The sequence below is a fragment of the Desulfobacula phenolica genome (genome assembly GCF_900105645.1).
GTDB classification, from domain to species: Bacteria; Desulfobacterota; Desulfobacteria; order Desulfobacterales; family Desulfobacteraceae; genus Desulfobacula; species Desulfobacula toluolica.
This window is the reverse complement of record NZ_FNLL01000005.1, coordinates 266,148-285,807: the sequence shown is the minus strand read 5'-3', so window position 1 is coordinate 285,807 and position 19,660 is coordinate 266,148. Positions and strand designations below refer to the sequence as shown.

Below are 19,660 nucleotides of genomic sequence, written 5' to 3'. Positions count from 1 at the left end.
TGTTTTTTAGAAAAAAAATTAATCTTTAAGTTTTTTTAAAACAGGGTCATCGCTTCTCAAAATCGTGCAGGTTTCAGAATCATGGTCAAAAACAATAACGGCTTTTTGGGTTTTGAGTTGGGCAAGCACCTGGGAAATTCTGGTTTCCAGGGGAACCTCAATTTCTCCATAATCCGTGCCGTCACGGGTGACAAACTCTTCAATAACGCCATGAAGCGTGTCAGGGTTCAACTGATCATATGGGATTTTAACAGCTTTCATTTTTTAGGGTTTCCACGTTCAGGGTTTCCACGTTTCAAAGCAGAAATTTTTTTTTCTGCCGGCAGTTTTTTGATTTGATATTCAAGTTTAAAAGCTTCCTTTTTTGTAAGATCATTTTTTACTGCAACAATGTTTACCGGAAGCCTGGACCTTGTATATTTTGATGCAGTGCCATTATTATGGTTTGATAATCTGTTATCAAGATCTTTTGTCACGCCGCAGTACAAAGAGTTGTCAGAACATTTTAATAAATAGACCTGCCAATTTTTCAATTTCCATCCTTATTTTTTTATATGAAAGTTTTCAAAAATTCAAACAGCGACTTTCCTGTTTTGTTGTGGGTAGACCAAGTTGACCAGATTATTGTATAAAAAGGTCGGGTCTGCCCATAGCAGTTATTAATATATTGAAAAAACCTTTTAGTTTAGTGTATCTAATGTCATTGTATGGATCTTGTCAAGGATTAGGATAAAATGAGACAGCAGGCAGTCAACCAAGCGGTCAACCAGACAGGTGTTATCACTGAGATCATCAAAGGGATTGTGGATAGGGTTACCTTTCACAATCCTGATAATGGATGGTCCATTCTCCGGGTATTGCCGTTTAATAATCCCCATGGACAGGAAACCGTTATTGTGCATCAAACAAAAGTATTTGCCGGTGCTACAATGGAATTTGAAGGGTTCTGGACGATTCACCCCAAATATGGCCGCCAGTTTCAGGCAACAGCTGCCAGGGAAAAAAAACCTGCCACAGCTGCTGCATTGGAAAAATATCTGGGTTCAGGGTTGATAAAAGGTGTCGGACCCAAAACCGCTAAAAAAATCGTCATGCATTTTGACAGACAAACTCTTGATATATTTGAAGAAAATATAGAAAGACTCACTGAGGTTCCCGGCATTGCCCAAAAAAAACTGGATATGATCAGTCAGGCCTGGACAGAACACAAATCCATTAGGGAAGTGATGATGTTTCTACAGTCCCATGGCATCAGCACTTTGTTCGCGGTCAGGATCTATAAAAAGTACGGGGATGACGCAATAAAGATTGTTACTCAAGATCCTTACCGGCTGGCAAATGATTTTTACGGAATAGGTTTTTTTTCTGCAGACAAGGTGGCGTTGAGTATAGGGCTTGAACCTGACAGCCGGCAACGCATCATGGCCGGCATCAAGCATGCCCTGGCTGCAAGCAGGAATTTCGGGCATTGTTATTTGACGGCTTCCCAGATTGATGAGCAGGTTACAGCGTTACTGCAATTGGATCTGTCCCATAAACTGATGGAGCTGTTGCAAGATATGGAAAAAGAAACGCTTCTCATGGTCAGGGATCTTGTTTTGGAAAACGGCACCAGTGAACGATGCTATTATTCGAAATCTTTGTATTTTGATGAACTCTATGTTGCAAAAAGAATTAGTGATATTGGAAATCCACCAAAGGTTGAAAAGGCAAGGGTTGAGCGTTGGATATCTGTGTACTGTGAAGCAAAAGATATCTGTTTGAGCCATGAGCAGGCAGAGTCGGTTTGCGGTGTTGTGCGTGAAAAATTTTCAATTCTTACAGGCGGGCCAGGGTGTGGTAAGACCACTGCCACCCTTGTCATTGTTAAATTAATCGAAGCCATGGGGTTAAATGTTATTCTGGCAGCACCGACCGGCAGAGCGGCCCAAAGAATGATGGATGTTATTGGAAAAGAGTCCAAAACAATCCACAGGCTGCTGGGATGGCAGGGCGGAAAATTTAAAAAAGATGAAAAAACACCGCTTAAAACAGATTTTCTTATTGTTGACGAATGTTCAATGCTGGATATCAATTTGACGGCATCATTGCTCAAGGCGGTTCCTGAAACCGCCCAGGTCTTGTTCATCGGAGATTCCGACCAGTTGCCCTCAGTGGGTGCGGGAAATGTTTTAAAGGACATCATTTCATCAGGCAAGGTGCCGTGTTTTAAACTGACAAAAATATTTCGGCAGGCTCAATCGTCTTTGATCATCAAATATGCCCACCAGATCAATAAAGGCAAGATGCCCTGGATTAAATCACCCTTTAAAAGTCCTGGAATCTGGCAGGATACAAGCGATTGCCTGTTTCTTGATTCGGAGGAGGCAACCAAAGAGCAGGTCAATTTTATTGCACGGGTGAAACATTTTTATGGGTTAACACCTCCTGAATTGGAAAACAACCTGTCCGATCTGTCCAATCAATCCAATTTGTCCGGGGAATCCGCTGATGCCGACTTGTTTGAGTTTCGTGTCCAAGAACCTGTGATTCCCTATGAAACGGAAATAACCATCCCCAAAAAATTTGAGCATGTGGATCTGCAAAAAGTGTATGCAGCCCAAACCAGGAGTGAAGAACTGCTTATGGTTGTAAAAAAAGTTCATCCCTGGTCATCTCTGCATTACGGCATTTGTGCGGTTGATGTTGTTAAAAAGCTTTATCAGGAATGGATTCCCAAATATTATGGCAATTGTGAAATTCAGATCCTTTCTCCCATGACAAGAGGAAGCCTTGGGACAGTCAGTTTAAACAAACTGATTCAGGAAACTTCAAATCCATATGCTGAAGGCAAACGGCAGTTAAAGGTTGGAGAAAGAATTTTCAGAGCAGGAGACCGGGTTATTCACCGGCGCAACAATTATGATCTGGGAGTTTTTAATGGTGATATTGGCGTTATCACAGAGATTGACAATGTTGATTTAACATGCACGGTTTCTTTTTATCCTGATAACCGGCAGGTTCATTACAGGCAAAATGATATTATGGAGCTTGACCTGGCCTATGCCATAACCATACATAAATCCCAGGGCAGTGAATTTGAAATTGTTATTATCCCGATTGTGACCCAGCATTTTAAAATGCTTTTTCGAAATTTGATTTATACAGGGATAACCAGGGCAAAAAAACTTGCCGTTTTTGTGGGTACGCGAAAAGCCCTGTCAATGGCTGTCAGAAATCATGATATCAGTCAAAGGCAAACAGCCTTGAAGCAATTGTTGATATTATTGAATCAATGAGCATACATCAACATTACCGGCAAGGTCATTTTCCCTGCCACAGAGGATTGCGCTTTTAAAAAAAACGCAGCCACCCCTTCTTGTGCTTTGATTAGGATCTAAATATTCTACTTGTTTTTCCAGATCGGGTAAAGGGTTGTTTTGTCGATGCAAACATACATGTCTTTAAAGTTTTGAGGTATGATCAGATCAGCTTTTTTTTCATCTTTTTTATCTGAATAGATCTTGTTACACCGGTTCCTGAGATCAGAAAAGTCAGTGTTTTCAAGGAAATATATTAAAGCACTGATTTTATTTTCAAGGGGCATTCTTTCATTGTCATCATCGGATATTTTAAAGCATTGCCTGACCATACGCTCATATTCTCTTTTGGATGCTGTTTCGATGCAGTGATGAGTTAAATTTAAAGGTATTTCCATTGTGATCTTTAAGTATTTAAGGGTATTTAAAGTTTTTCAAATTTTTCAGGGTATTCTTTGGCAAGGTCAACGTAGAGCTGTTTTCCATATGTCCAAAAATCCTTATGTTTTTGTTTGACATCTCCAATGATTTTAAAAGGGACGCCACCGGTGATTTTTTCGTCGGGAATGATGTTTCCTTTGGGTATGAGAGACCCTTCAGCAACAATGGCCCATGATCCGATGACCACATCAAATCCGATAATGGAGCCGATTCCTATTACGGCATGGGATTTTATGAGTTTACCGTGAATAATGGCCCCGTGCCCAACTGTAACACTTTCTTCCAGCTCAAGAACACCGTTGGGCCTGATGTGGAGAGTGCAGTTTTCTTCTATGGCACTTCCTGATCCAATGATAATTTTACCATAATCTCCCCGGACAACAGCCCCATGACCTATATAACAATTGTCACCAATGGTGACATCACCAATGACCCTTGCGGAATCGCTTACATATGAGTTCTTTCCAATTTGGGGGATTCTGTCACCATATCTATATAACGCCATGTGGTCTCCCTGGTTTTATGTTAAATGTTTTTTTTGAAGGCTTGACATATAATTGCTTAATGCTTCCTGGACGGTTCTTGCCGCAAGTCCTGCACAATGCAAATCTTTTTCAGGCAGCCTGCCTATTGTCTCTAAAACCGTGTCTGCGGTTATATCCGTTATCTCATCCGGGTCTTTGCCCAAAGTCAGTTCTGCTGCAAAGGAACCGCTGACTCCGCTTGAAGCACACCCGTCCGTAAAATAGGACGCATCGCAAACCCTGTTGTTTTCAAACTTTAAATAGATTTCCATGGTGTCGCCGCATTCGCCTATTACCCTTGCCTGACCATCTGGATTCTCCATTCTTCCGTGAAATTTAGGGTTGCGCCACCGCTGGAATCCTTTTTCACCAAGGGATTGTTTTGCTTCCTCAAATATTTCATTTTGAAGATTGTCTAAAAAATCATCTAAGTTGCTCATGATTAAAAACTCTTTCCACAACAGCTTCCAGGTCCAGCGCATCCTTGCGCCTGACCGGGTGCAGATCCGCAGCATGCCGTATCGCCAGGGCCGGGCATGCTGTTTTTAACAGGGCCTGAGCTTGACGAATGGGCGGATAAAAGCTTTGTCATGTTTGTGCTGCCGCATGATTTGCATGCAGGCATATCTTGTGTTCCGATGATAAGGATTTCATTGTTTCTTCCGCAATCCTCACATTTAAAATCATAAAGGGGCATTCACCTCTCCTTTTTTTAATTAATCAACACAGGAAATAGAGAAAAGAAAAGCACCCTGGCCTTTGAATGGGCGGTTCTATGCTTTTGGGGGGTGCTTTTCTTTTCTAACCGAATAAGTGCCATGGGCAGACTTGGCCATTTTCTATAACAATCTGGTCACATTGGTTTGCCCACAACAAAATATGAAAGTCTCTGTTTGGGTTTTTGAAGACTTTCATATAAATGGCTTACCAGTGACCGTCTTTGTTGGCATCCTCGGCAAAAACAACATTGCCCTGCTTAAAGTTCTGTACCACATCAATGATCCGGCCGCTCTGATCATTTACTACTTTTACACCGGCTGTTTCAAGGGTTTTAAAGGCATTGGGGCCACAGAATCCTGTCAGCAATACCTCTGCTTCCTTTTCACTTACCATTGCTGCCGCTTGAATACCTGCTCCTTTGAATGAATTTTTGTTTTCATTGTTATCAAATGCTTCAAATTCAAGTGTTTCCGTATCTACTACGATAATGTACGCCGCTCTTCCGAATCTTGGATCAAGTTGGGCATCCAGCGTGTCTCCCTGTGACGTGACAGCTATTTTCATTATACTATTCTCCTTTATAAATTGATTGCGCTGTCTTCTACACCTGTCCGCCACCACCGCCACAAACCTGATCATTGTTGATTTCAGACAGCTTGCCTGCAATCAGGTCCATTACAACGGGTTTGATATCAGGACGTTGGTCGTCATGGAATACATCAATTCCTACCTGTCTGAAACCCATCAGGGGGCGCATTCCAATGCCGCCGACAATCAGTGCATTTACCCTGTTTTCAGACAAGAGGTTGACCGGCACCATGCAACCGCCCTGGGCATGTTCCTGATTCGGGAGGACTGATACTTTTTTGATTTCACCATCTTCCACGTCTACAAAGGTAAATACATCACAATGTCCGAAATGGCCTGCTCTTGTTCCGTCAAGTCCGCCCTGGCCATTTGAAGGGATTGCTATTCTTCCGTTTTTCATAATTTAATTGCTCCTTTTAAGTATTTATTTTTATAAATGTTGCAGTATATTGTTCACAGGTGTGTTGAATTGCGGCAAAGACACAATGGTGTCCCATATCTGCCGTACTTCAAGACTGGCTTGTGAGTTTTTGTCGTATTCAAAAATGGTTTTTGCCTGGATCATGGCTTGGGTAAATGTTTTGTCAAATGATATTTTGCCCACAACAGCAATGTTAGTCTCTTTGGCAAGATCTTCAATTCTTTTAGTTTGATCCGGATTCAGATCATATTTATTGATGCAGACCATGGCAGGTATGTTAAAATGTTTGGACAGTTGCCCGACCCTTTCCATGTCATGGAAACCTGAAACCGTTGGCTCGGCAATGATCAGTATGGCGGTTGCCTGGCTGATGGAGGCAATGACAGGACACCCGATGCCCGGAGGTCCGTCCGTTAAAATCAGATCAAGCTTGTTTTTTTCTGCGATTTTTTTTGCTTCCTGCCGGACAAGGGCAACCAGCTTTCCTGAATTTTCCTGGGCAATGCCAAGTCTTGCATGAACCATGGGACCAAAACGTGTGTCTGAAATATGCCATTGTCCGCAAATGACTTCTGGAAAATCAATGGCCTGTTCAGGGCAAAGGTCAACGCAAACTCCGCAGCCTTCGCATTCAATTGAATCAATTTCAAAGGTATCCTTGACCGCATCAAACCTGCACACCTCAAGACACCTGCCGCACTGTGTGCATTTGTCCTGATCGATCACTGCTTCATGGCCGCCTTTGAAATCTTCAGTTTTTTTAAAATCAGGACTTAATATCAGGTGAAGGTCTGCTGCATCAACATCAGCATCGCACAGAACCATGTTTTGTGCCAAAGAGGCAAAAGCTGATGTGATGCTTGTTTTTCCCGTACCGCCTTTTCCGCTTAAAATAACCAGCTCTTTCATTTGCTTTGTCCTCCTTTTTCAACCAATTGCACTATCTTCTCGAACAAGGCCTGAAATTTTTCTTTATACTCCGGCAGTTCGTCAACAACCATTTGACCTTTGGAATAGATCTGTGCAATTTTTTTATCAAAAGGAATTTCCATGAGTATGGGCAGGTTCTCCTTTCCTGCATATATTTTTACATCATCATTTCCCAAACCTGCCCGGTTGATGACAAGTCCGTGGGGGATACCAAGAATTTTAACCGTTTCAACGGCAAGCTTTAAGTCATGAAGACCAAAGGGTGTCGGTTCGGTTACCAGAAGGACAAAATCAGCTTTGTTCATTGCTGCAATTACCGGGCATGAGGTTCCGGGAGGCGCATCAATAAGGGTAACAAAGTCTGGGTCAGTATAGGATCTTACTTTTTTGATAATGGGCGGAGCCATGACCTGTCCGACATCCATGCGGCCGTGGATAAAAGAAATGCCTCTTGCTGATCCATGCTCAATTTCACCCAGAATCCGGTCTTTTTCAACAATTGCATTTTCAGGGCAGATCTCAAAACATCCGCCGCATGAATGGCACAGGTTGTCAAAGGTGAGGACATCTTTTTTTAAAACAGCAATGGCACCATATCTGCACATGTCCATGCATTTTTTACAAAAGGTGCATTTTTCAAGATCAATTTCAGGTATGGGAGCAATTACCGGTTCTTTTTTTTTCATGACAGGATTGAGAAAAAGATGTGCATTGGGTTCTTCAACATCGCAGTCAAGAAGTTGTACTTTATGTTCAATAGAAAGCGCAAGGTTGGTTGATACGGTTGTTTTACCGGTTCCTCCCTTGCCGCTTGCAATACTGATAATCATCAGATTTATTCTCCTTTTGATTTGCTTGTACGGCTTGCAATTTGAGCAATGAGGTTCAGGTGATCCAAAAGCTTTTGGACATGTTCCTTATCCGGAACCAAAGGGAACTGCATCAGAACGCCTAATCCTTCATAGGCTTCATGAAACTCATCATGGGCCAGTTCGCTTAATACCACACAGTTCATCATGGCATTTTTAAAGAGGACTTTTTCGATCAGCTCTCTGCCTGTCATATCAGGCAGTTGTTCCTCCGTGATGAACAGGTCGATCTTTTTTTCTGTGAGTCTGGAAAGGGCTTCTTGTCCCTTGTCAGTCCATTCGGTTGTTATCTTATTGTCCGAAAAGGCTGTTTCAAGTTTTTCAAAGGCGTTTTTTTCCCGGCTTACCAACAGTATATGAATCATATATATTTTATCTCCCTTGATTTTTTTTGGTTCGGCTTTTATGAATTTGCAAGCCATGTGCCATGAAGGATGATAAAATGACTGATGGTTGATAAATGAATTATTTTAGTGGGTTGGAATGTTTTTGAGTTACTGGTTTGTTTTGGAAATAAAAAAAAATAGTCGCAGTTACGCGACTATTCGAATCGTTTTTTATATCAGGTTTTATCCTTTTTTAAGTCGGCCAGTGCAAGGTATAGCGCTCCCACTGCAAGCTCTGCGCAATGGAAGTGATCTTCAGGAAGGGTTTCTAAAAAATTGTCCACTTGTTCAGGTGAAATCTGCCATGCAGATTCAATTGTTTTGCCCTGGACAAATTTGGCAACCGTATTACAGCAGGCCGCTGTATTTATACAACCCTGAATATAAAAAGAGACGGATTCAATAATATCGTTTTTACAGATTAAGAAGAATTCTACGGTATCACCACAGTCTCCTGTTCTTTTTCCATATCCGTCAGGATTGGCAACTCTTTCAATCCTGTCTGTCCTTAATGCCATTTCTATATATTTTAAAGAGTGGTGGTTTAAAAAATTTGTATCATATTGACTCATCATTGCTAATTCCATTTTAAAAAAAAATAAAAACAGGTGTTATTCGCCCGGATTACAATTATTGAAGCTTAGTATGTCTTGTGGAATCCGAATAACACCTGCTTCTAAATTAAGTCTTTAATTTAGTCAAATGTTTTTTTTGTTTTTTTTTAAGATACAGCAAAGAGTATGCCAAACTTAGTGCCGGTTTTTTGAATGATGATAACTGAATGGTTTTAGTTTGTTATGAAATAAGATCGTAATAATAATCAAGGGTGTTATTTTAAAATGTTGCGCAAATGCGACTATTGATCGGGGAAAAGGATCGTTTTAAACCATCTTGACTTAAGTTGTAAGTTTAAATAAATAAAGATATAAATTTTGATATGAAAGAATGGCCGATGTTGTCATCAATCCTGAATTGTCGTTGACACGGTGAATGTGGTGAGTTACTTACTCAACCTTATGTAGTTGGTAAAATTTAGTGTTAGTCGGCAAAATTTAGATGGGGCCAGGCTTAAGCTTGGATTGTGTTATTTTTTTTATATGAAATCAAGCTCAATATACTGTAATAACAAGGTTTTTGGCTTTTGTTGTGGCTGACAAATCTGATATATATATATGTTTGTATTAAAAAAATATAACTTATTGGAATTAAATCTCTTTTATATTTTATTGTGGGTAAATTAACTTGAAAGACCAGGTCTTCTTGTGGCAGTTATTGAAAATCATAAACATATAAGTGATAAATCAATCTATGATCAAAGTAGAAAATCTTGTAAAAAAATATGGCGGTATCACCGCTTTAAACCATATGAATTGTCATTTTGAGAAAGGGAAAGTCACTGTCATTCTCGGGAGCAGCGGATCAGGGAAAAGCACCCTGTTAAGGCAGCTCACAGGGTTGGAAAAACCCGATTCAGGGTCTGTCTTTTTTGATGGTATGGACCTGACAACCCTGGGCAAAAAAAAAATATATGAAATCAGGAAAAAAATGGGCATGCTGTTCCAGGGATCAGCCCTTTTTAACTACCTGAATGTTTTTGAAAATATAGCATTCCCCTTGCGCGAGCATACAAAAATTGCCGATAATATCATCAAAATAATCGTGACCATGAAGCTGGAAATGGTGGGTTTAAGGGGAGCGCAGAACCTTATGCCTTCCCAGTTGTCCGGAGGAATGATGAAACGGGCAGGGCTTGCCCGTGCCATTGTAATGGATCCCAAAATAATTTTTTATGATGAGCCCACATCCGGCCTTGATCCCATTTCAACAGGTGTGATTGATAAGCTGATAAAGGATCTTAACCAAACTTTGGATATTACAACCATTGTGGTTTCTCATGATATTGAGTCCTGTTTCAGGATTGCCGATAATATTATTATTCTTTTTTACGGGGACATTATTGCACAAGGAACCGTGGAAGAGATAAGAAACAGTAAGGATTTAAGGGTGAAGCAATTTATCAATGGGGAGCCTGAGGGACCCATCCCCTTTACCCGTGCGGATAAGGATTATCTGGATGAAATTTTGTTTGATTAAAGGAAAAATGTGAACTTGGAGATTGCAGCATTACTGGGACGTTTTACTTTAAATCGTCTTCAGATCTTTGGCAGGAGCGGGATTTTTTTGTTTGTGTCTATTTTTCAGGCATTTGTTCCGCCGTTCCGGATATCCCGCCTGATCAAAGAAATTGAATTTATCGGATCAAAATCATTTTTGATCGTTTTTATTACAGCTCTTTTTACCGGTATGGTCCTGGGCATTCAGGGATATTATTCATTAAACCAGTTCGGATCAGAAGCCGCCCTTGGTATACTGGTTGCCCTTTCAATCATCAGGGAACTGGGGCCTGTGTTTTGTGCATTGATGGTGACAGGCAGGGCAGGATCTGCCATTGCCGCAGAAATCGGTATCATGAAAATTACGGATCAGTTTCCAGCTCTTGAGATGATGGCTGTTGATCCTTTGAAATATGTAATCAGTCCTAAGGTTCTTGCCGGGATTATCTGCCTGCCGCTTTTAACCGCTTTTTTTGACCTGGTCGGTATTGCCGGAGGATACCTTGTCGGCGTTAAGCTGTTAGGGGTCAGCGAAGGCGCTTATCTGGGCAAGATGGTGACCGCCATAACATTTACGGATATTTGCGGGGGAATCCTCAAGTCCCTGTGTTTCGGCCTTTTGATCACCTGGATATCTACTTTTATGGGGTTTACGGCTGAACCAACCACGGAAGGCGTGAGCCGTGCAACCACCAACACGGTTGTTTTGACATCCCTTTCAATTCTAGTTATGGATTATATCTTGACATCTTTATTACTATAGGATTTAACGTATTCATTATGTATGGACGGAAAACAGAAATTTCAGTGGGTATCTTTATGATGGTGGGCATTGCCTGTCTGGTATATTTATCCGTTAATTTGGGCGATGTTGATCTTTTCGGGTCTGACTCTTTTATGATTGATGCAAGATTTGGTTCCATAGAAGGCCTTGAGGTCAGTGCATCAGTTGAGATTGCCGGGGTGTCGGTGGGAAAAGTAAAAAGAATTACTCTTGAAGAAAATGAAGCCCTTGTACAAATGGAAATTAAAAACGGGACGAAAATCACGGATGATACAATTGCTTCCATTCGTACAAAAGGCGTGATCGGAGACAAATTCGTCAAGTTATCCCCTGGGGGGTCTGATGATATATTGGGAGATAAAGATTCTTTGATGGATACGGAGTCTGCCATCAGTCTGGAAGAATTGGTCAGCAAATATATTTTTGAAAAGTAACCATACCGTGGATCTTAAAATTAAAAGTGAAGAAAAAAACAACATAGGTGTAATTATTGTTGAGGGTGAAATTGATATGCTCACCTCTCCTGGTTTGCGGAATAAACTGGTGCCTTACTTTAAAAAAAAAGTTAAAGGGATTATTGTCGATCTTTCAGGGGTATTGTTCATGGACAGTTCAGGTATTGCGACACTTGTTGAGGGACTTCAATGGAGCAAGAAAAATAATAAGGATTTTATTTTGACAGGATTGGGGACAAATGTGCTGAATTCACTTTCCCTGACAAAACTGGATAATGCATTTGATATAAAAACAGATATCGATGGTGCATATAAAATATTGTGTGAGCGTTAAACATATTCTTTTTGGGAGGAATAGATGAAACGGTTGGGGCTGGTTATTTTTTTTTTGTTCGCGGTCTGTGTCTTTTCTCCGGCAAATAATGCCGGTGCATCTTCTGTTCAGGATCAGTTGAAAACCACTATTGATAAAGTTATGCAAATATTGAGTGATCCGTCTCTTACTGGAGAAGAATCTACTGCAAAAAGAAGAGCATCCCTTCGAAAAGTTATCCATGAACGATTTTCTTTTGCTAAAATGTCACAATTGAGTCTTGCCAGACACTGGAATCAGAGAAGCGATGAGGAAAAAAAAGCATTTATTGAACTGTTTGGGCAACTCCTTGAGGATACCTATGTTGCCAAAATAGAAGCCTATACCAGTGAAAAAGTGATCTATGTAAAAGAGTTTGTAAAAAAGAATAAAGCACAGGTGTCTACCAAAGTTGTTTCGGATACAGTTGAAATTCCCATTGATTATCGAATGTATCAAGCAAAGGATGGTTCCTGGATGGTCTATGATATGGTGATCGAAGGCGTAAGTCTGGTGGGAAATTACCGCTCCCAGTTTGATCAGATCCTGCGGAAAAATTCTTATGAGAAGCTGGTGGAAGAACTCAAAGAGAAAATGGGCAGTTGATGTTTTTTTCGATTTTTAGAATCAGTAGTTCATTTTGTCAGGAATAACACCACGGACTCCTCCTCTGGGATTTGGTGTGTCATTTGTTCTTCTGGGAATAAGATGGATATGGGCGTGAAATATTGTCTGACCGGCGGTTTTACCGCAATTGACGCCAATATTAAAGCCGTTAACCGTTGTATCTGTTTTAAGGATCTTTTCTTTCAGTATTTCAATTAATTTATGGGAATCGCAACGTTCCTGCCGGGTCATTTCAAAATAATCAATACAATGTCGTTTGGGAATGACAAGCAGATGGCCCTGGCTTACGGGTGAACGGTCCCTGATGGCAAAAACCGTTTTATTTTCAACAAGTATGTTTAATTGTTCTGTCATGCAAAACACACAATGTTTTGTTGTTGTGTTGTTTTCTGATAAAACAGGTGAGCAGTTCATTTGATTCCCGATGATTTATCGATATCAAAAATATTTCCTTTTGTGTATTTTTTTGTTTCATAACGTGTGATATGGGTCAGTTTTTTTGTGATAGCCCCGAGTCGTTCTGCCTGGGATAACATGGCATTTATAAAGAGCCTGTTTGGATCATCATTTTTGATATTTAATTTGAGAAGTTCCAGGTTCCCGATAATAATCTGCAAGGGCTGAGTCATTTCATTGCAGATTCCGCCAGCTGTTTCTATGGCGGCAAATACTTTTTCAGTTGTTTTTAAATCGGTAATATCATTGGCAAAGACACAAATTCTGTCTACTTGATTTGATTTGTTAAAAACCGGGTACAGGGTAACCTCATAATGTCTTTTGCGATGCTCTTTTTGATAAATGATGGGGTTGTGGGTCTCAGTGACTTCATTCATCAGTGATTTGAGTTTTGAAAAATCAGGTTCATTGAAAAAAACATTAAGATTCTTGCCAATCATCTCCTGGGGACTGTTGTTAAACAGTAATGCTCCAGGTGTATTCAGGTTGATAATATTGCCTTCTATATCGGAGAGGTAAACCAGGCTTTTTGTGGCATTAATCATTGCCCTTATGGTGCTTTCGCTTTTTTTCAGGATGTCCTGAGCCTGATTTTTTTCTGTAATATCATGGACAATAGAATACAATACCTTATGATTATCAAATTTAACAGGTCCACTGTACACCTCAACATCTCGGATCTCACCATTTTTTAACCGATGGTGAAACTTGAAATAACTGCGCTTTTCAAGTTTGCTGTTTTCCATTTCCTGTTTTAGTTCTTTTTCAGACAGGGTGTTGATCTTTGATATATTCATGCCTATCAGCTCTTTTTTTGAATACTGATAAAATTTAAGCGCTGCAGGGTTGGCATCAATAATTGACCCGGATTCAGGATCGATGATCAACATTATTGCATGGGAATTTTTAAACAGGCTTTCACAAATGACATTTTTTTTTTGTCGCTCTGATGACATCTTTACCCGCCTTGAGAGTTTTATGTTCAATTTTTTGTTATCTGGATATAGCACAAAGAAAAAATCAATAAAAGGCCCATGCATATTTTATTTTACAGTTGTTAAGTTAAAAAGTGTGGTTATTCTTTAACTTAACCTTTCAAAGATAAATGGCTTGATCACAAAACCGGACATTGGCTCACTAAATGTGACGGGTGACCGATGTTTTTATCAAGCACAACATAATAATGGATTAATTGTTATGAAAAAAATATTGATTACAGGTGCTTCCGGGTTTATCGGCAAAAGAGTTGCCCGGCTTTTTCTGTCAAAGGGATATTTTGTAACCGGTATGGGTACATCTAAAACCCATCTGTTTTCAAGAAAATCTCAAAGGTTTGAATGGGTCAGTGCTGATACGGCCATTGAAGGAAAATGGCAGGATCATGTTGCAGGATCGGATATTATCATTAATCTGGCCGGTCGAAATATTTTTCGGTATTGGACAAAAAAATACAAACAAGCTATTTATGATTCCCGTATTTTAACAACCCGGAATATTGTTAATGCCATTGAACCCGGAAAAACACACACGCTTTTGACAACTTCTGCCGTGGGAATTTATGGGGATCGCAAAGAAAATGTGTTAACGGAAAAAACAGAGCCTGGAAGGGGATTTCTTTCAGATGTGTGTAAGGATTGGGAAAAAGAAGGCTTAAAAGCCCGACAAAAAGGAGTCCGCGTTTCAGTCATGCGACTGGGTGTTGTGCTTGGGAATGAAGGGGCTTTGTCTTTGATGACCCCTGCATTCAAGCTGTTTGCAGGAGGTCCGTTAGGAGATGGCAGGCAATGGTTTTCATGGATACATATCAAGGATCTTGAAAAAGCCGTTGAATTTATCGTTGAAAATTCAGATATTGAGGGAATATTTAATTTTACAGGGCCGACACCAGTTCGCCAGAAGCAGTTTGCCAAATCCCTGGGGCGTGTTTTGCACAGGCCTGCGGTTATACCTGCGCCGGCTTTTATGGTGAAGGTGGTGATGGGTCAGCTTGGCAAGGCTTTTTTGCAAAGTCAAAGAGCGGTTCCCAAGCATTTGGCAGATGTTGGATATCCTTTTTTATTTGCGAATGTTGATACTGCGCTTAACGATATTTTTGGAAAATGAATTTTTAATTGAAAATTAGTCGGGTTATCATATATATTAGAGTATGTGGTATATATAGTTTAATTGATATGGTATGCAATTTGCATTTTAATCACTTTGTTATTATTTATTATTGAAAGTAAATATAATTAAAACCGCTAACACATGAGGAGAGTAACATGGAATTTGGATCGGTTGATGAAATATTAAGTTTTGCCATTGACAAGGAAAAAGAAGCAGTTGAATTTTATTTATCCCTGGCCAAAGAAGCAACCAGGGCATCTCTTAAAGAGACCTTTGAGAGATTTGCAAAAGAAGAAGAAAAACATGCTGCACTTCTTTCCGATATTTCAGGTAATAAAAAGAAAATGGATTCCTATGAGTTTAAGAAAATCACAGATCTTAAAATAAGTGATTACCTGGTTGAAACCGAGTATGAAGAAGGGATGCCAATGCCTGAGATTCTCAAAATTGCCATGAAACGAGAAGAAAAAGCGGTTAAGCTTTATTCAATGCTTTCCGATCAGTCAGACAATGAAGATGCAAAAAAGGTTTTTATGATTCTTGTTCAGGAAGAATCAAAACACAAGCTTGCTTTAGAATCAATGTATGATGATTACCTGGCTGATCAGGATAATTAAATTACATCAGTAAAAAAGGTTTGACCGCAAAATTGTATCAACCCTTCTGCTGAATCTATTACAGGGTTTTAAAATGAATTTTGAGCAAATTGTATCCAATATATGTGCTGTTATTTTTTTAACCCTGACACACTACCTGACATAACTAATTGAGCCGTTGTAAAAAATATTTTTTTGCAACGGCTTTGGTTTTTAAAATCAACCACCTGTGCATTGTATTTGTTTCAACGATTTTTTAAAAATGACGGCAGTTTTATTGCTGTAACTTAAGATTGCCTGAAAAAAAGGAAAAAAGTGGATTTAAAATATCTTTTCAGACCATCGACTATGGCGGTTATAGGAGTGTCGACATCCCAGGATAATCACCCGGCCAATGTGATATATAATAAAAATCATCTGCGTTATCCGGTAAAAACATTTCCTGTCAATCCAAAGGGGGGAATTTTAAATCGGAAAACACTTTATCAACAGGTTGACCATATCGAAGAAAACATTGATATGGCTGTCATTGCTGTCCGGGCACAGTTTATTCCCAAGGTGATGGAACAATGTATTAAAAAGGGTGTCGGAGGTGCGGTAATCGTATCCGGCGGATTTGCAGAAGCTGGAAATTTGAGCTTGCAGCAACAGGTGATTGATATTGCCAAAGAAGCATCTTTTCCTTTTATCGGTCCCAATTGCCTTGGAATTTATGCTCCTGATCATGTGGATACGTTTTTTTTGCCTGGTGAACGGATTATTCGTCCGGACAAAGGCAATATCGGTTTTGTCAGTCAGAGCGGAGGGGTTTTAGTGGATCAAATGGTTAAATTTGCAGGCCAGGGGATTGGTGTGTCACTGGCAGTAAGTATCGGGAACAAGGCATGTGTCAGGGAAACAGACATGCTGGAGTGGTTTGAGCAGGACTTTGATACAAAGGTGATCGCTTTTTATGTCGAGGGTTTTGAAAAAAGGGAAGGGCGACAGTTTATTAAAAAAGCTGAGCAATGTTCCAAACCTATTGTAATTTTAAAGGCTGGAAAGAGCCAAAAAGGTATTGAGGCGGTTTCCAGTCATACGGCTTCTCTGGCAGGAGACTACAGGGTATTTTCTGAAATCATGAAACAGCATTGTGTGGCTGAGGCAGATAATGAATATGAGCTGACCTCCTTTTGTGAGGCATTAAGCTGTTATCCCAAAGGTATTAACGGCAATGTCGGCATTATCTCCCTGAGCGGCGGGCATGGCGTTCTGGCAGCGGATGCCTGTGATCTGTACGGACTGTCCATTCCCGGGATAGAACAGCAGACCATGGATGCTATTAAAGAGAAATTATCACCGGAAATCAGGAATATTGTTTCTCTTGCCAACCCCCTGGATCTTACCGGGAGTTCTGTGGACAGTGATATTTTGACTTCGGCAAGATATCTGTCAAGAGATAAAAATATTGAATGTATTCTGGCCTTGTTGATTCCTTATTCGCCGGGCGTTTCAGCAGATATTGGTGCAAAGCTCAGCCAGTTGGCAAGAAATGAAGGAAAACCTTTGATTGCCTATGTACCCCATGAAGATAAATATAAAATCATCATCGAAGGATTTGAACTTAATAATATTCCGGTGGCATCCTCTGTGGACGGGGCAGTCATGATGGCTAAGGCATTGAAAAGGTGCAGACCATGTTAACAAAAAACAGCAAAAAAATTATAGATAAAAGCAAATCCCTGGGATGGGTTCTGGAACCGGATGCAAAAGCTTTGATGAAGCTGCGGGGGCTTGATATCCCGGATTTTGTTTTAACCAATTCCTTTGAGACTGCAGACAAGTTCATGAGAGAATCCGAATCTTTGGTTGTTGCAAAAGCGGTTTCAAAGAAAATCCTTCATAAGACAGAGGTTCAGGCCGTTGTTACGGGCATTTCTTCAAGCGATCATTTGAAAAAAGAAATGAAAAGGCTGCAAAAACTTGACGGGTGTGAAATGATTCTTGTCGAACAGATGCTACAGGGGCTTGAGATTATTATTGGTGCAAAAAATGATTATCAGTTTGGTCCTGTTATTGTTTTTGGCATTGGCGGCACATCCGTTGAAATTTATAATGATACGGCCATCCGGATGGCACCGCTTAAACCCGGCGATGTCTATTCAATGGTAGAATCATTAAAAGCAAAAGATCTCATATCCGGATATCGTGGAGGGCATGGTGTGAATATGCAGGTTCTGACCTATTTGATGGTTAATTTTTCTTATTTGATCATGGAGCTTGAAGAAGATATTGAATCCGTGGATTTGAATCCTGTGATTTGTACCAGGGACAGGTGTGTGATCGCTGATGCAAGAATTATATTGCCGTCATTTTGATGTGAGCGGGTTGTATTGGTACAAACTTGTACCATGAGACATGAAAGATAAACAATACGGGAAACAACTATGTCTGATAAACAGCAGTTAAAAATAATTTCATGGAATGTAAACGGCCTTAGGGCAGTGATGAAAAAAGAGTTTGCAAGCAGTATTTGTGAGCTTGATCCCGATATTCTCCTGCTCCAGGAGACAAAGCTCCAGGAAAACCAGCGCACAGATGAGATGATCCGGTTAAATTCCTATGAATCTTTCTGGTCTTATTCAACCGTAAAAAAAGGGTACAGTGGTGTTGCAGCCTATTCAAAAATAGAACCAGAACAAGTTATCACATCATTTTCCAGGCCTGAATTTGATAATGAAGGCCGTGTCATTCAATTGGATTATAAGAAATTTATATTATTTAATATCTATTTTCCCAATGGTCAGATGAGTGATGAACGGCTTGAGTATAAACTTGCTTTTTATGACTGGTTTTTAGACTATGCAAATCAATTGAAAGACCAGGGAAAAAGCCTGATTATTACTGGGGACTTTAATACGGCCCACAATGAAATTGATTTGAAAAATCCTGGGCCCAATTCCAAACGATCCGGTTTTTTAAGGATTGAAAGGGATGTGCTGGATCATATGGTTGACATGGGGTATGTGGACACCTACAGATATTTTTATCCTGAAAAAGTCAAGTATTCATGGTGGTCTTACCGGTTTAATGCAAGAAAAAACAATGCGGGATGGCGTATTGATTATTTTTTTGTGACAAAAGACCTTATCGATAAAGGCTTGGTCAAGCAAGCCTTTATCGATAATACGGTTTTTGGATCAGATCATTGCCCAATTGGTATTGTAATAAATATCTGATGGGGATGTCCGGTTAATCTTTAAATACCAGTTTCCCACCAATATGTCCTGCAATGCCTACGGCAGCAAGCATAATGATGTTGATGAAAATAAATACCCAGGCTTTGGGTGAAGATAAAATATCGGGGTCTAAAAGATACCACACAAGACTTATAGTGCATGAAATTGTTGTCACTGTAGCGGCTAGAATTTTTAATTTAAAAATTGAGGTCATAGCTCCCTTATATTTTTTTTTCCACTCCAGTATGCCTGTGAAAATTACCAAAGGAAGGGCAAGGACAACAAAAACCATATTGATAAAAGCGGTTTTGGCAAAAAGCTCGAAACTGAAAAACCATGCCAACAGCCAGAGAATGACGGCAGCCGGCAGTATCCCGTTGGGTGAATGTACGCTAATCGGGTGGGCATGATGTTTGACCAGCAAAGAAATGATTTTTTCAAACCATTTTTCAGGAGGAGGTGGTGTTTGGCCTTTTTTGGTCACAGGTGTTTTTGGTCCCGTTTCTTTAACGGGCTCTTTAACGGTTTTTTTTGGGGGAATTTTTTGAGGTATGGACGCCTCATCGATTTGCACAAACTTGCTTGCATCAACTCCGCAAATAGGGCATTTTTCAGGGGGAGTGTCTCCCCTGTGAATATACTTGCAAATACTGCACTGCCAAACTTTCATCTATATCATCCTTTACAATTATATTTTTTTATATGAAAGTCTTCAAAAAAAAATCACACTGAGACTTTCAAAATTTGTTTGGGCAAATCTCAAATAAAATCAAG

The 19,660-nt window shown here is 40.1% G+C and carries 26 protein-coding genes; 11 read left to right on the top strand and 15 right to left on the bottom strand.

What is annotated here, in order from left to right; all coding sequences use genetic code 11:
• Window positions 1-18: 18 nt before the first annotated feature.
• Window positions 19-261 carry a YheU family protein gene (locus BLT94_RS10320; RefSeq protein WP_014957209.1) on the bottom strand — a complete coding sequence of 81 codons (243 nt, stop codon included), beginning with the start codon at window positions 259-261 and terminating at the stop codon, window positions 19-21.
• Window positions 258-533 carry a GIY-YIG nuclease family protein gene (locus tag BLT94_RS10315; protein WP_092233638.1) on the bottom strand — a complete coding sequence of 92 codons (276 nt, stop codon included), beginning with the start codon at window positions 531-533 and terminating at the stop codon, window positions 258-260. The genes BLT94_RS10320 and BLT94_RS10315 overlap by 4 nt, the downstream gene beginning before the upstream one ends.
• A gap of 201 nt (window positions 534-734) precedes the next feature.
• On the opposite strand from BLT94_RS10315, the gene recD2 reads away from it, so the two are divergent.
• Window positions 735-3,278 (top strand): SF1B family DNA helicase RecD2, encoded by a 2,544-nt coding sequence (gene recD2, locus BLT94_RS10310; RefSeq protein ID WP_092233635.1) that lies wholly within the window; start codon window positions 735-737, stop codon window positions 3,276-3,278.
• Window positions 3,279-3,385: 107 nt separating this feature from the next.
• Here the strand turns inward: recD2 and BLT94_RS10305 are convergent, their stop codons facing one another.
• From BLT94_RS10305 to BLT94_RS10260, 10 genes are all read right to left on the bottom strand, one after another.
• Window positions 3,386-3,697 (bottom strand): hypothetical protein, encoded by a 312-nt coding sequence (locus BLT94_RS10305; protein WP_139169010.1) that lies wholly within the window; start codon window positions 3,695-3,697, stop codon window positions 3,386-3,388.
• Window positions 3,698-3,723: 26 nt separating this feature from the next.
• A complete protein-coding gene (locus tag BLT94_RS10300; RefSeq protein ID WP_014957213.1) occupies window positions 3,724-4,245 on the bottom strand; it encodes a gamma carbonic anhydrase family protein in 522 nt (173 codons plus the stop codon).
• Between the two features lie 15 nt (window positions 4,246-4,260).
• Complete coding sequence (locus tag BLT94_RS10295) at window positions 4,261-4,704, bottom strand: iron-sulfur cluster assembly scaffold protein (RefSeq protein WP_092233629.1); 444 nt, start codon at window positions 4,702-4,704, stop codon at window positions 4,261-4,263.
• Window positions 4,705-4,706: 2 nt separating this feature from the next.
• Entirely contained in the window at window positions 4,707-4,961 is a 255-nt protein-coding gene (locus tag BLT94_RS10290) for an FmdB family zinc ribbon protein (protein WP_092233626.1), read from the bottom strand.
• Window positions 4,962-5,188: 227 nt separating this feature from the next.
• The gene (locus tag BLT94_RS10285) at window positions 5,189-5,548 is read right to left on the bottom strand and encodes a NifB/NifX family molybdenum-iron cluster-binding protein (protein ID WP_092233624.1); all 360 of its coding nucleotides are present in this window, start codon (window positions 5,546-5,548) and stop codon (window positions 5,189-5,191) included.
• A gap of 37 nt (window positions 5,549-5,585) precedes the next feature.
• Complete coding sequence (locus BLT94_RS10280; RefSeq protein WP_014957217.1) at window positions 5,586-5,972, bottom strand: NifB/NifX family molybdenum-iron cluster-binding protein; 387 nt, start codon at window positions 5,970-5,972, stop codon at window positions 5,586-5,588.
• A 30-nt stretch (window positions 5,973-6,002) separates the two neighbouring features.
• Window positions 6,003-6,902, bottom strand: coding sequence for a 4Fe-4S binding protein (locus BLT94_RS10275; RefSeq protein ID WP_014957218.1), 900 nt, complete (start codon window positions 6,900-6,902; stop codon window positions 6,003-6,005).
• The gene (locus BLT94_RS10270; RefSeq protein ID WP_092233621.1) at window positions 6,899-7,753 is read right to left on the bottom strand and encodes an ATP-binding protein; all 855 of its coding nucleotides are present in this window, start codon (window positions 7,751-7,753) and stop codon (window positions 6,899-6,901) included. The genes BLT94_RS10275 and BLT94_RS10270 overlap by 4 nt, the downstream gene beginning before the upstream one ends.
• A 5-nt stretch (window positions 7,754-7,758) precedes the next feature.
• The gene (locus BLT94_RS10265; RefSeq protein ID WP_014957220.1) at window positions 7,759-8,157 is read right to left on the bottom strand and encodes a response regulator; all 399 of its coding nucleotides are present in this window, start codon (window positions 8,155-8,157) and stop codon (window positions 7,759-7,761) included.
• 197 nt (window positions 8,158-8,354) lie between these two features.
• On the bottom strand, window positions 8,355-8,753 hold the full coding sequence (locus tag BLT94_RS10260; RefSeq protein ID WP_014957221.1) for an iron-sulfur cluster assembly scaffold protein: 399 nt from the start codon (window positions 8,751-8,753) through the stop codon (window positions 8,355-8,357).
• Between the two features lie 733 nt (window positions 8,754-9,486).
• Between BLT94_RS10260 and BLT94_RS10255 the strand changes: the two genes are divergently transcribed.
• From BLT94_RS10255 to BLT94_RS10235, 5 genes are read left to right on the top strand one after another with little or no spacing between them, the layout of a single operon-like run.
• Complete coding sequence (locus BLT94_RS10255) at window positions 9,487-10,272, top strand: ABC transporter ATP-binding protein (protein ID WP_092233618.1); 786 nt, start codon at window positions 9,487-9,489, stop codon at window positions 10,270-10,272.
• A gap of 9 nt (window positions 10,273-10,281) precedes the next feature.
• On the top strand, window positions 10,282-11,055 hold the full coding sequence (locus BLT94_RS10250; RefSeq protein ID WP_245743081.1) for an MlaE family lipid ABC transporter permease subunit: 774 nt from the start codon (window positions 10,282-10,284) through the stop codon (window positions 11,053-11,055).
• A 17-nt stretch (window positions 11,056-11,072) separates the two neighbouring features.
• Window positions 11,073-11,510, top strand: a complete 438-nt coding sequence (gene mlaD / locus BLT94_RS10245; RefSeq protein WP_092233611.1) for an outer membrane lipid asymmetry maintenance protein MlaD — start codon at window positions 11,073-11,075, stop codon at window positions 11,508-11,510.
• Window positions 11,500-11,865 carry an STAS domain-containing protein gene (locus BLT94_RS10240; RefSeq protein WP_175530319.1) on the top strand — a complete coding sequence of 122 codons (366 nt, stop codon included), beginning with the start codon at window positions 11,500-11,502 and terminating at the stop codon, window positions 11,863-11,865. The genes mlaD and BLT94_RS10240 overlap by 11 nt, the downstream gene beginning before the upstream one ends.
• Before the next feature lie 24 nt (window positions 11,866-11,889).
• Window positions 11,890-12,489 (top strand): MlaC/ttg2D family ABC transporter substrate-binding protein, encoded by a 600-nt coding sequence (locus BLT94_RS10235; RefSeq protein WP_092233605.1) that lies wholly within the window; start codon window positions 11,890-11,892, stop codon window positions 12,487-12,489.
• Window positions 12,490-12,510: 21 nt separating this feature from the next.
• Here the strand turns inward: BLT94_RS10235 and BLT94_RS10230 are convergent, their stop codons facing one another.
• Entirely contained in the window at window positions 12,511-12,924 is a 414-nt protein-coding gene (locus tag BLT94_RS10230) for an HIT family protein (RefSeq protein WP_092233602.1), read from the bottom strand.
• Window positions 12,921-13,922, bottom strand: coding sequence for a PAS domain S-box protein (locus BLT94_RS10225; protein ID WP_175530318.1), 1,002 nt, complete (start codon window positions 13,920-13,922; stop codon window positions 12,921-12,923). Before BLT94_RS10225 ends, BLT94_RS10230 begins: the two co-directional genes overlap by 4 nt.
• Before the next feature lie 241 nt (window positions 13,923-14,163).
• Between BLT94_RS10225 and BLT94_RS10220 the strand changes: the two genes are divergently transcribed.
• The 5 genes from BLT94_RS10220 to BLT94_RS10200 all read left to right on the top strand — a co-directional run bounded on the left by BLT94_RS10220 (window position 14,164) and on the right by BLT94_RS10200 (window position 18,886).
• Window positions 14,164-15,069 (top strand): TIGR01777 family oxidoreductase, encoded by a 906-nt coding sequence (locus BLT94_RS10220; RefSeq protein WP_092233596.1) that lies wholly within the window; start codon window positions 14,164-14,166, stop codon window positions 15,067-15,069.
• A gap of 158 nt (window positions 15,070-15,227) precedes the next feature.
• Window positions 15,228-15,689, top strand: a complete 462-nt coding sequence (locus tag BLT94_RS10215) for a ferritin family protein (RefSeq protein ID WP_014957230.1) — start codon at window positions 15,228-15,230, stop codon at window positions 15,687-15,689.
• Window positions 15,690-15,983: 294 nt separating this feature from the next.
• The gene (locus BLT94_RS10210) at window positions 15,984-17,351 is read left to right on the top strand and encodes a CoA-binding protein (RefSeq protein WP_092233593.1); all 1,368 of its coding nucleotides are present in this window, start codon (window positions 15,984-15,986) and stop codon (window positions 17,349-17,351) included.
• Entirely contained in the window at window positions 17,345-18,025 is a 681-nt protein-coding gene (locus BLT94_RS10205) for an acetate--CoA ligase family protein (protein WP_092233589.1), read from the top strand. The genes BLT94_RS10210 and BLT94_RS10205 overlap by 7 nt, the downstream gene beginning before the upstream one ends.
• Window positions 18,026-18,094: 69 nt before the next feature.
• Window positions 18,095-18,886, top strand: a complete 792-nt coding sequence (locus tag BLT94_RS10200) for an exodeoxyribonuclease III (RefSeq protein ID WP_014957233.1) — start codon at window positions 18,095-18,097, stop codon at window positions 18,884-18,886.
• A 13-nt stretch (window positions 18,887-18,899) separates the two neighbouring features.
• Here BLT94_RS10200 and BLT94_RS10195 read toward each other — a convergent pair whose 3' ends face one another.
• Window positions 18,900-19,556: a rubredoxin-like domain-containing protein gene (locus tag BLT94_RS10195; RefSeq protein ID WP_092233586.1), complete on the bottom strand. Its 657-nt coding sequence runs from the start codon at window positions 19,554-19,556 to the stop codon at window positions 18,900-18,902.
• Between the last annotated feature and the right edge of the window lie 104 nt (window positions 19,557-19,660).

What these genes read in the sequence shown, in the direction of transcription:
- BLT94_RS10320 (WP_014957209.1), bottom strand. Translation starts at nt 261, where the DNA reads ATGAAAGCTGTTAAAATCCCATATGATCAGTTGAACCCTGACACGCTT.
- BLT94_RS10300 (WP_014957213.1), bottom strand. Translation starts at nt 4,245, where the DNA reads ATGGCGTTATATAGATATGGTGACAGAATCCCCCAAATTGGAAAGAAC.
- BLT94_RS10220 (WP_092233596.1), top strand. Translation starts at nt 14,164, where the DNA reads ATGAAAAAAATATTGATTACAGGTGCTTCCGGGTTTATCGGCAAAAGA.
- BLT94_RS10215 (WP_014957230.1), top strand. Translation starts at nt 15,228, where the DNA reads ATGGAATTTGGATCGGTTGATGAAATATTAAGTTTTGCCATTGACAAG.
- BLT94_RS10205 (WP_092233589.1), top strand. Translation starts at nt 17,345, where the DNA reads ATGTTAACAAAAAACAGCAAAAAAATTATAGATAAAAGCAAATCCCTG.
- BLT94_RS10195 (WP_092233586.1), bottom strand. Translation starts at nt 19,556, where the DNA reads ATGAAAGTTTGGCAGTGCAGTATTTGCAAGTATATTCACAGGGGAGAC.
- BLT94_RS10290 (WP_092233626.1), bottom strand. Translation starts at nt 4,961, where the DNA reads ATGCCCCTTTATGATTTTAAATGTGAGGATTGCGGAAGAAACAATGAA.
- recD2 (WP_092233635.1), top strand. Translation starts at nt 735, where the DNA reads ATGAGACAGCAGGCAGTCAACCAAGCGGTCAACCAGACAGGTGTTATC.
- mlaD (WP_092233611.1), top strand. Translation starts at nt 11,073, where the DNA reads ATGTATGGACGGAAAACAGAAATTTCAGTGGGTATCTTTATGATGGTG.
- BLT94_RS10305 (WP_139169010.1), bottom strand. Translation starts at nt 3,697, where the DNA reads ATGGAAATACCTTTAAATTTAACTCATCACTGCATCGAAACAGCATCC.
- BLT94_RS10295 (WP_092233629.1), bottom strand. Translation starts at nt 4,704, where the DNA reads ATGAGCAACTTAGATGATTTTTTAGACAATCTTCAAAATGAAATATTT.
- BLT94_RS10260 (WP_014957221.1), bottom strand. Translation starts at nt 8,753, where the DNA reads ATGATGAGTCAATATGATACAAATTTTTTAAACCACCACTCTTTAAAA.
- BLT94_RS10265 (WP_014957220.1), bottom strand. Translation starts at nt 8,157, where the DNA reads ATGATTCATATACTGTTGGTAAGCCGGGAAAAAAACGCCTTTGAAAAA.
- BLT94_RS10275 (WP_014957218.1), bottom strand. Translation starts at nt 6,902, where the DNA reads ATGAAAGAGCTGGTTATTTTAAGCGGAAAAGGCGGTACGGGAAAAACA.
- BLT94_RS10235 (WP_092233605.1), top strand. Translation starts at nt 11,890, where the DNA reads ATGAAACGGTTGGGGCTGGTTATTTTTTTTTTGTTCGCGGTCTGTGTC.
- BLT94_RS10285 (WP_092233624.1), bottom strand. Translation starts at nt 5,548, where the DNA reads ATGAAAATAGCTGTCACGTCACAGGGAGACACGCTGGATGCCCAACTT.
- BLT94_RS10225 (WP_175530318.1), bottom strand. Translation starts at nt 13,922, where the DNA reads ATGTCATCAGAGCGACAAAAAAAAAATGTCATTTGTGAAAGCCTGTTT.
- BLT94_RS10255 (WP_092233618.1), top strand. Translation starts at nt 9,487, where the DNA reads ATGATCAAAGTAGAAAATCTTGTAAAAAAATATGGCGGTATCACCGCT.
- BLT94_RS10280 (WP_014957217.1), bottom strand. Translation starts at nt 5,972, where the DNA reads ATGAAAAACGGAAGAATAGCAATCCCTTCAAATGGCCAGGGCGGACTT.
- BLT94_RS10200 (WP_014957233.1), top strand. Translation starts at nt 18,095, where the DNA reads ATGTCTGATAAACAGCAGTTAAAAATAATTTCATGGAATGTAAACGGC.
- BLT94_RS10270 (WP_092233621.1), bottom strand. Translation starts at nt 7,753, where the DNA reads ATGATTATCAGTATTGCAAGCGGCAAGGGAGGAACCGGTAAAACAACC.
- BLT94_RS10230 (WP_092233602.1), bottom strand. Translation starts at nt 12,924, where the DNA reads ATGAACTGCTCACCTGTTTTATCAGAAAACAACACAACAACAAAACAT.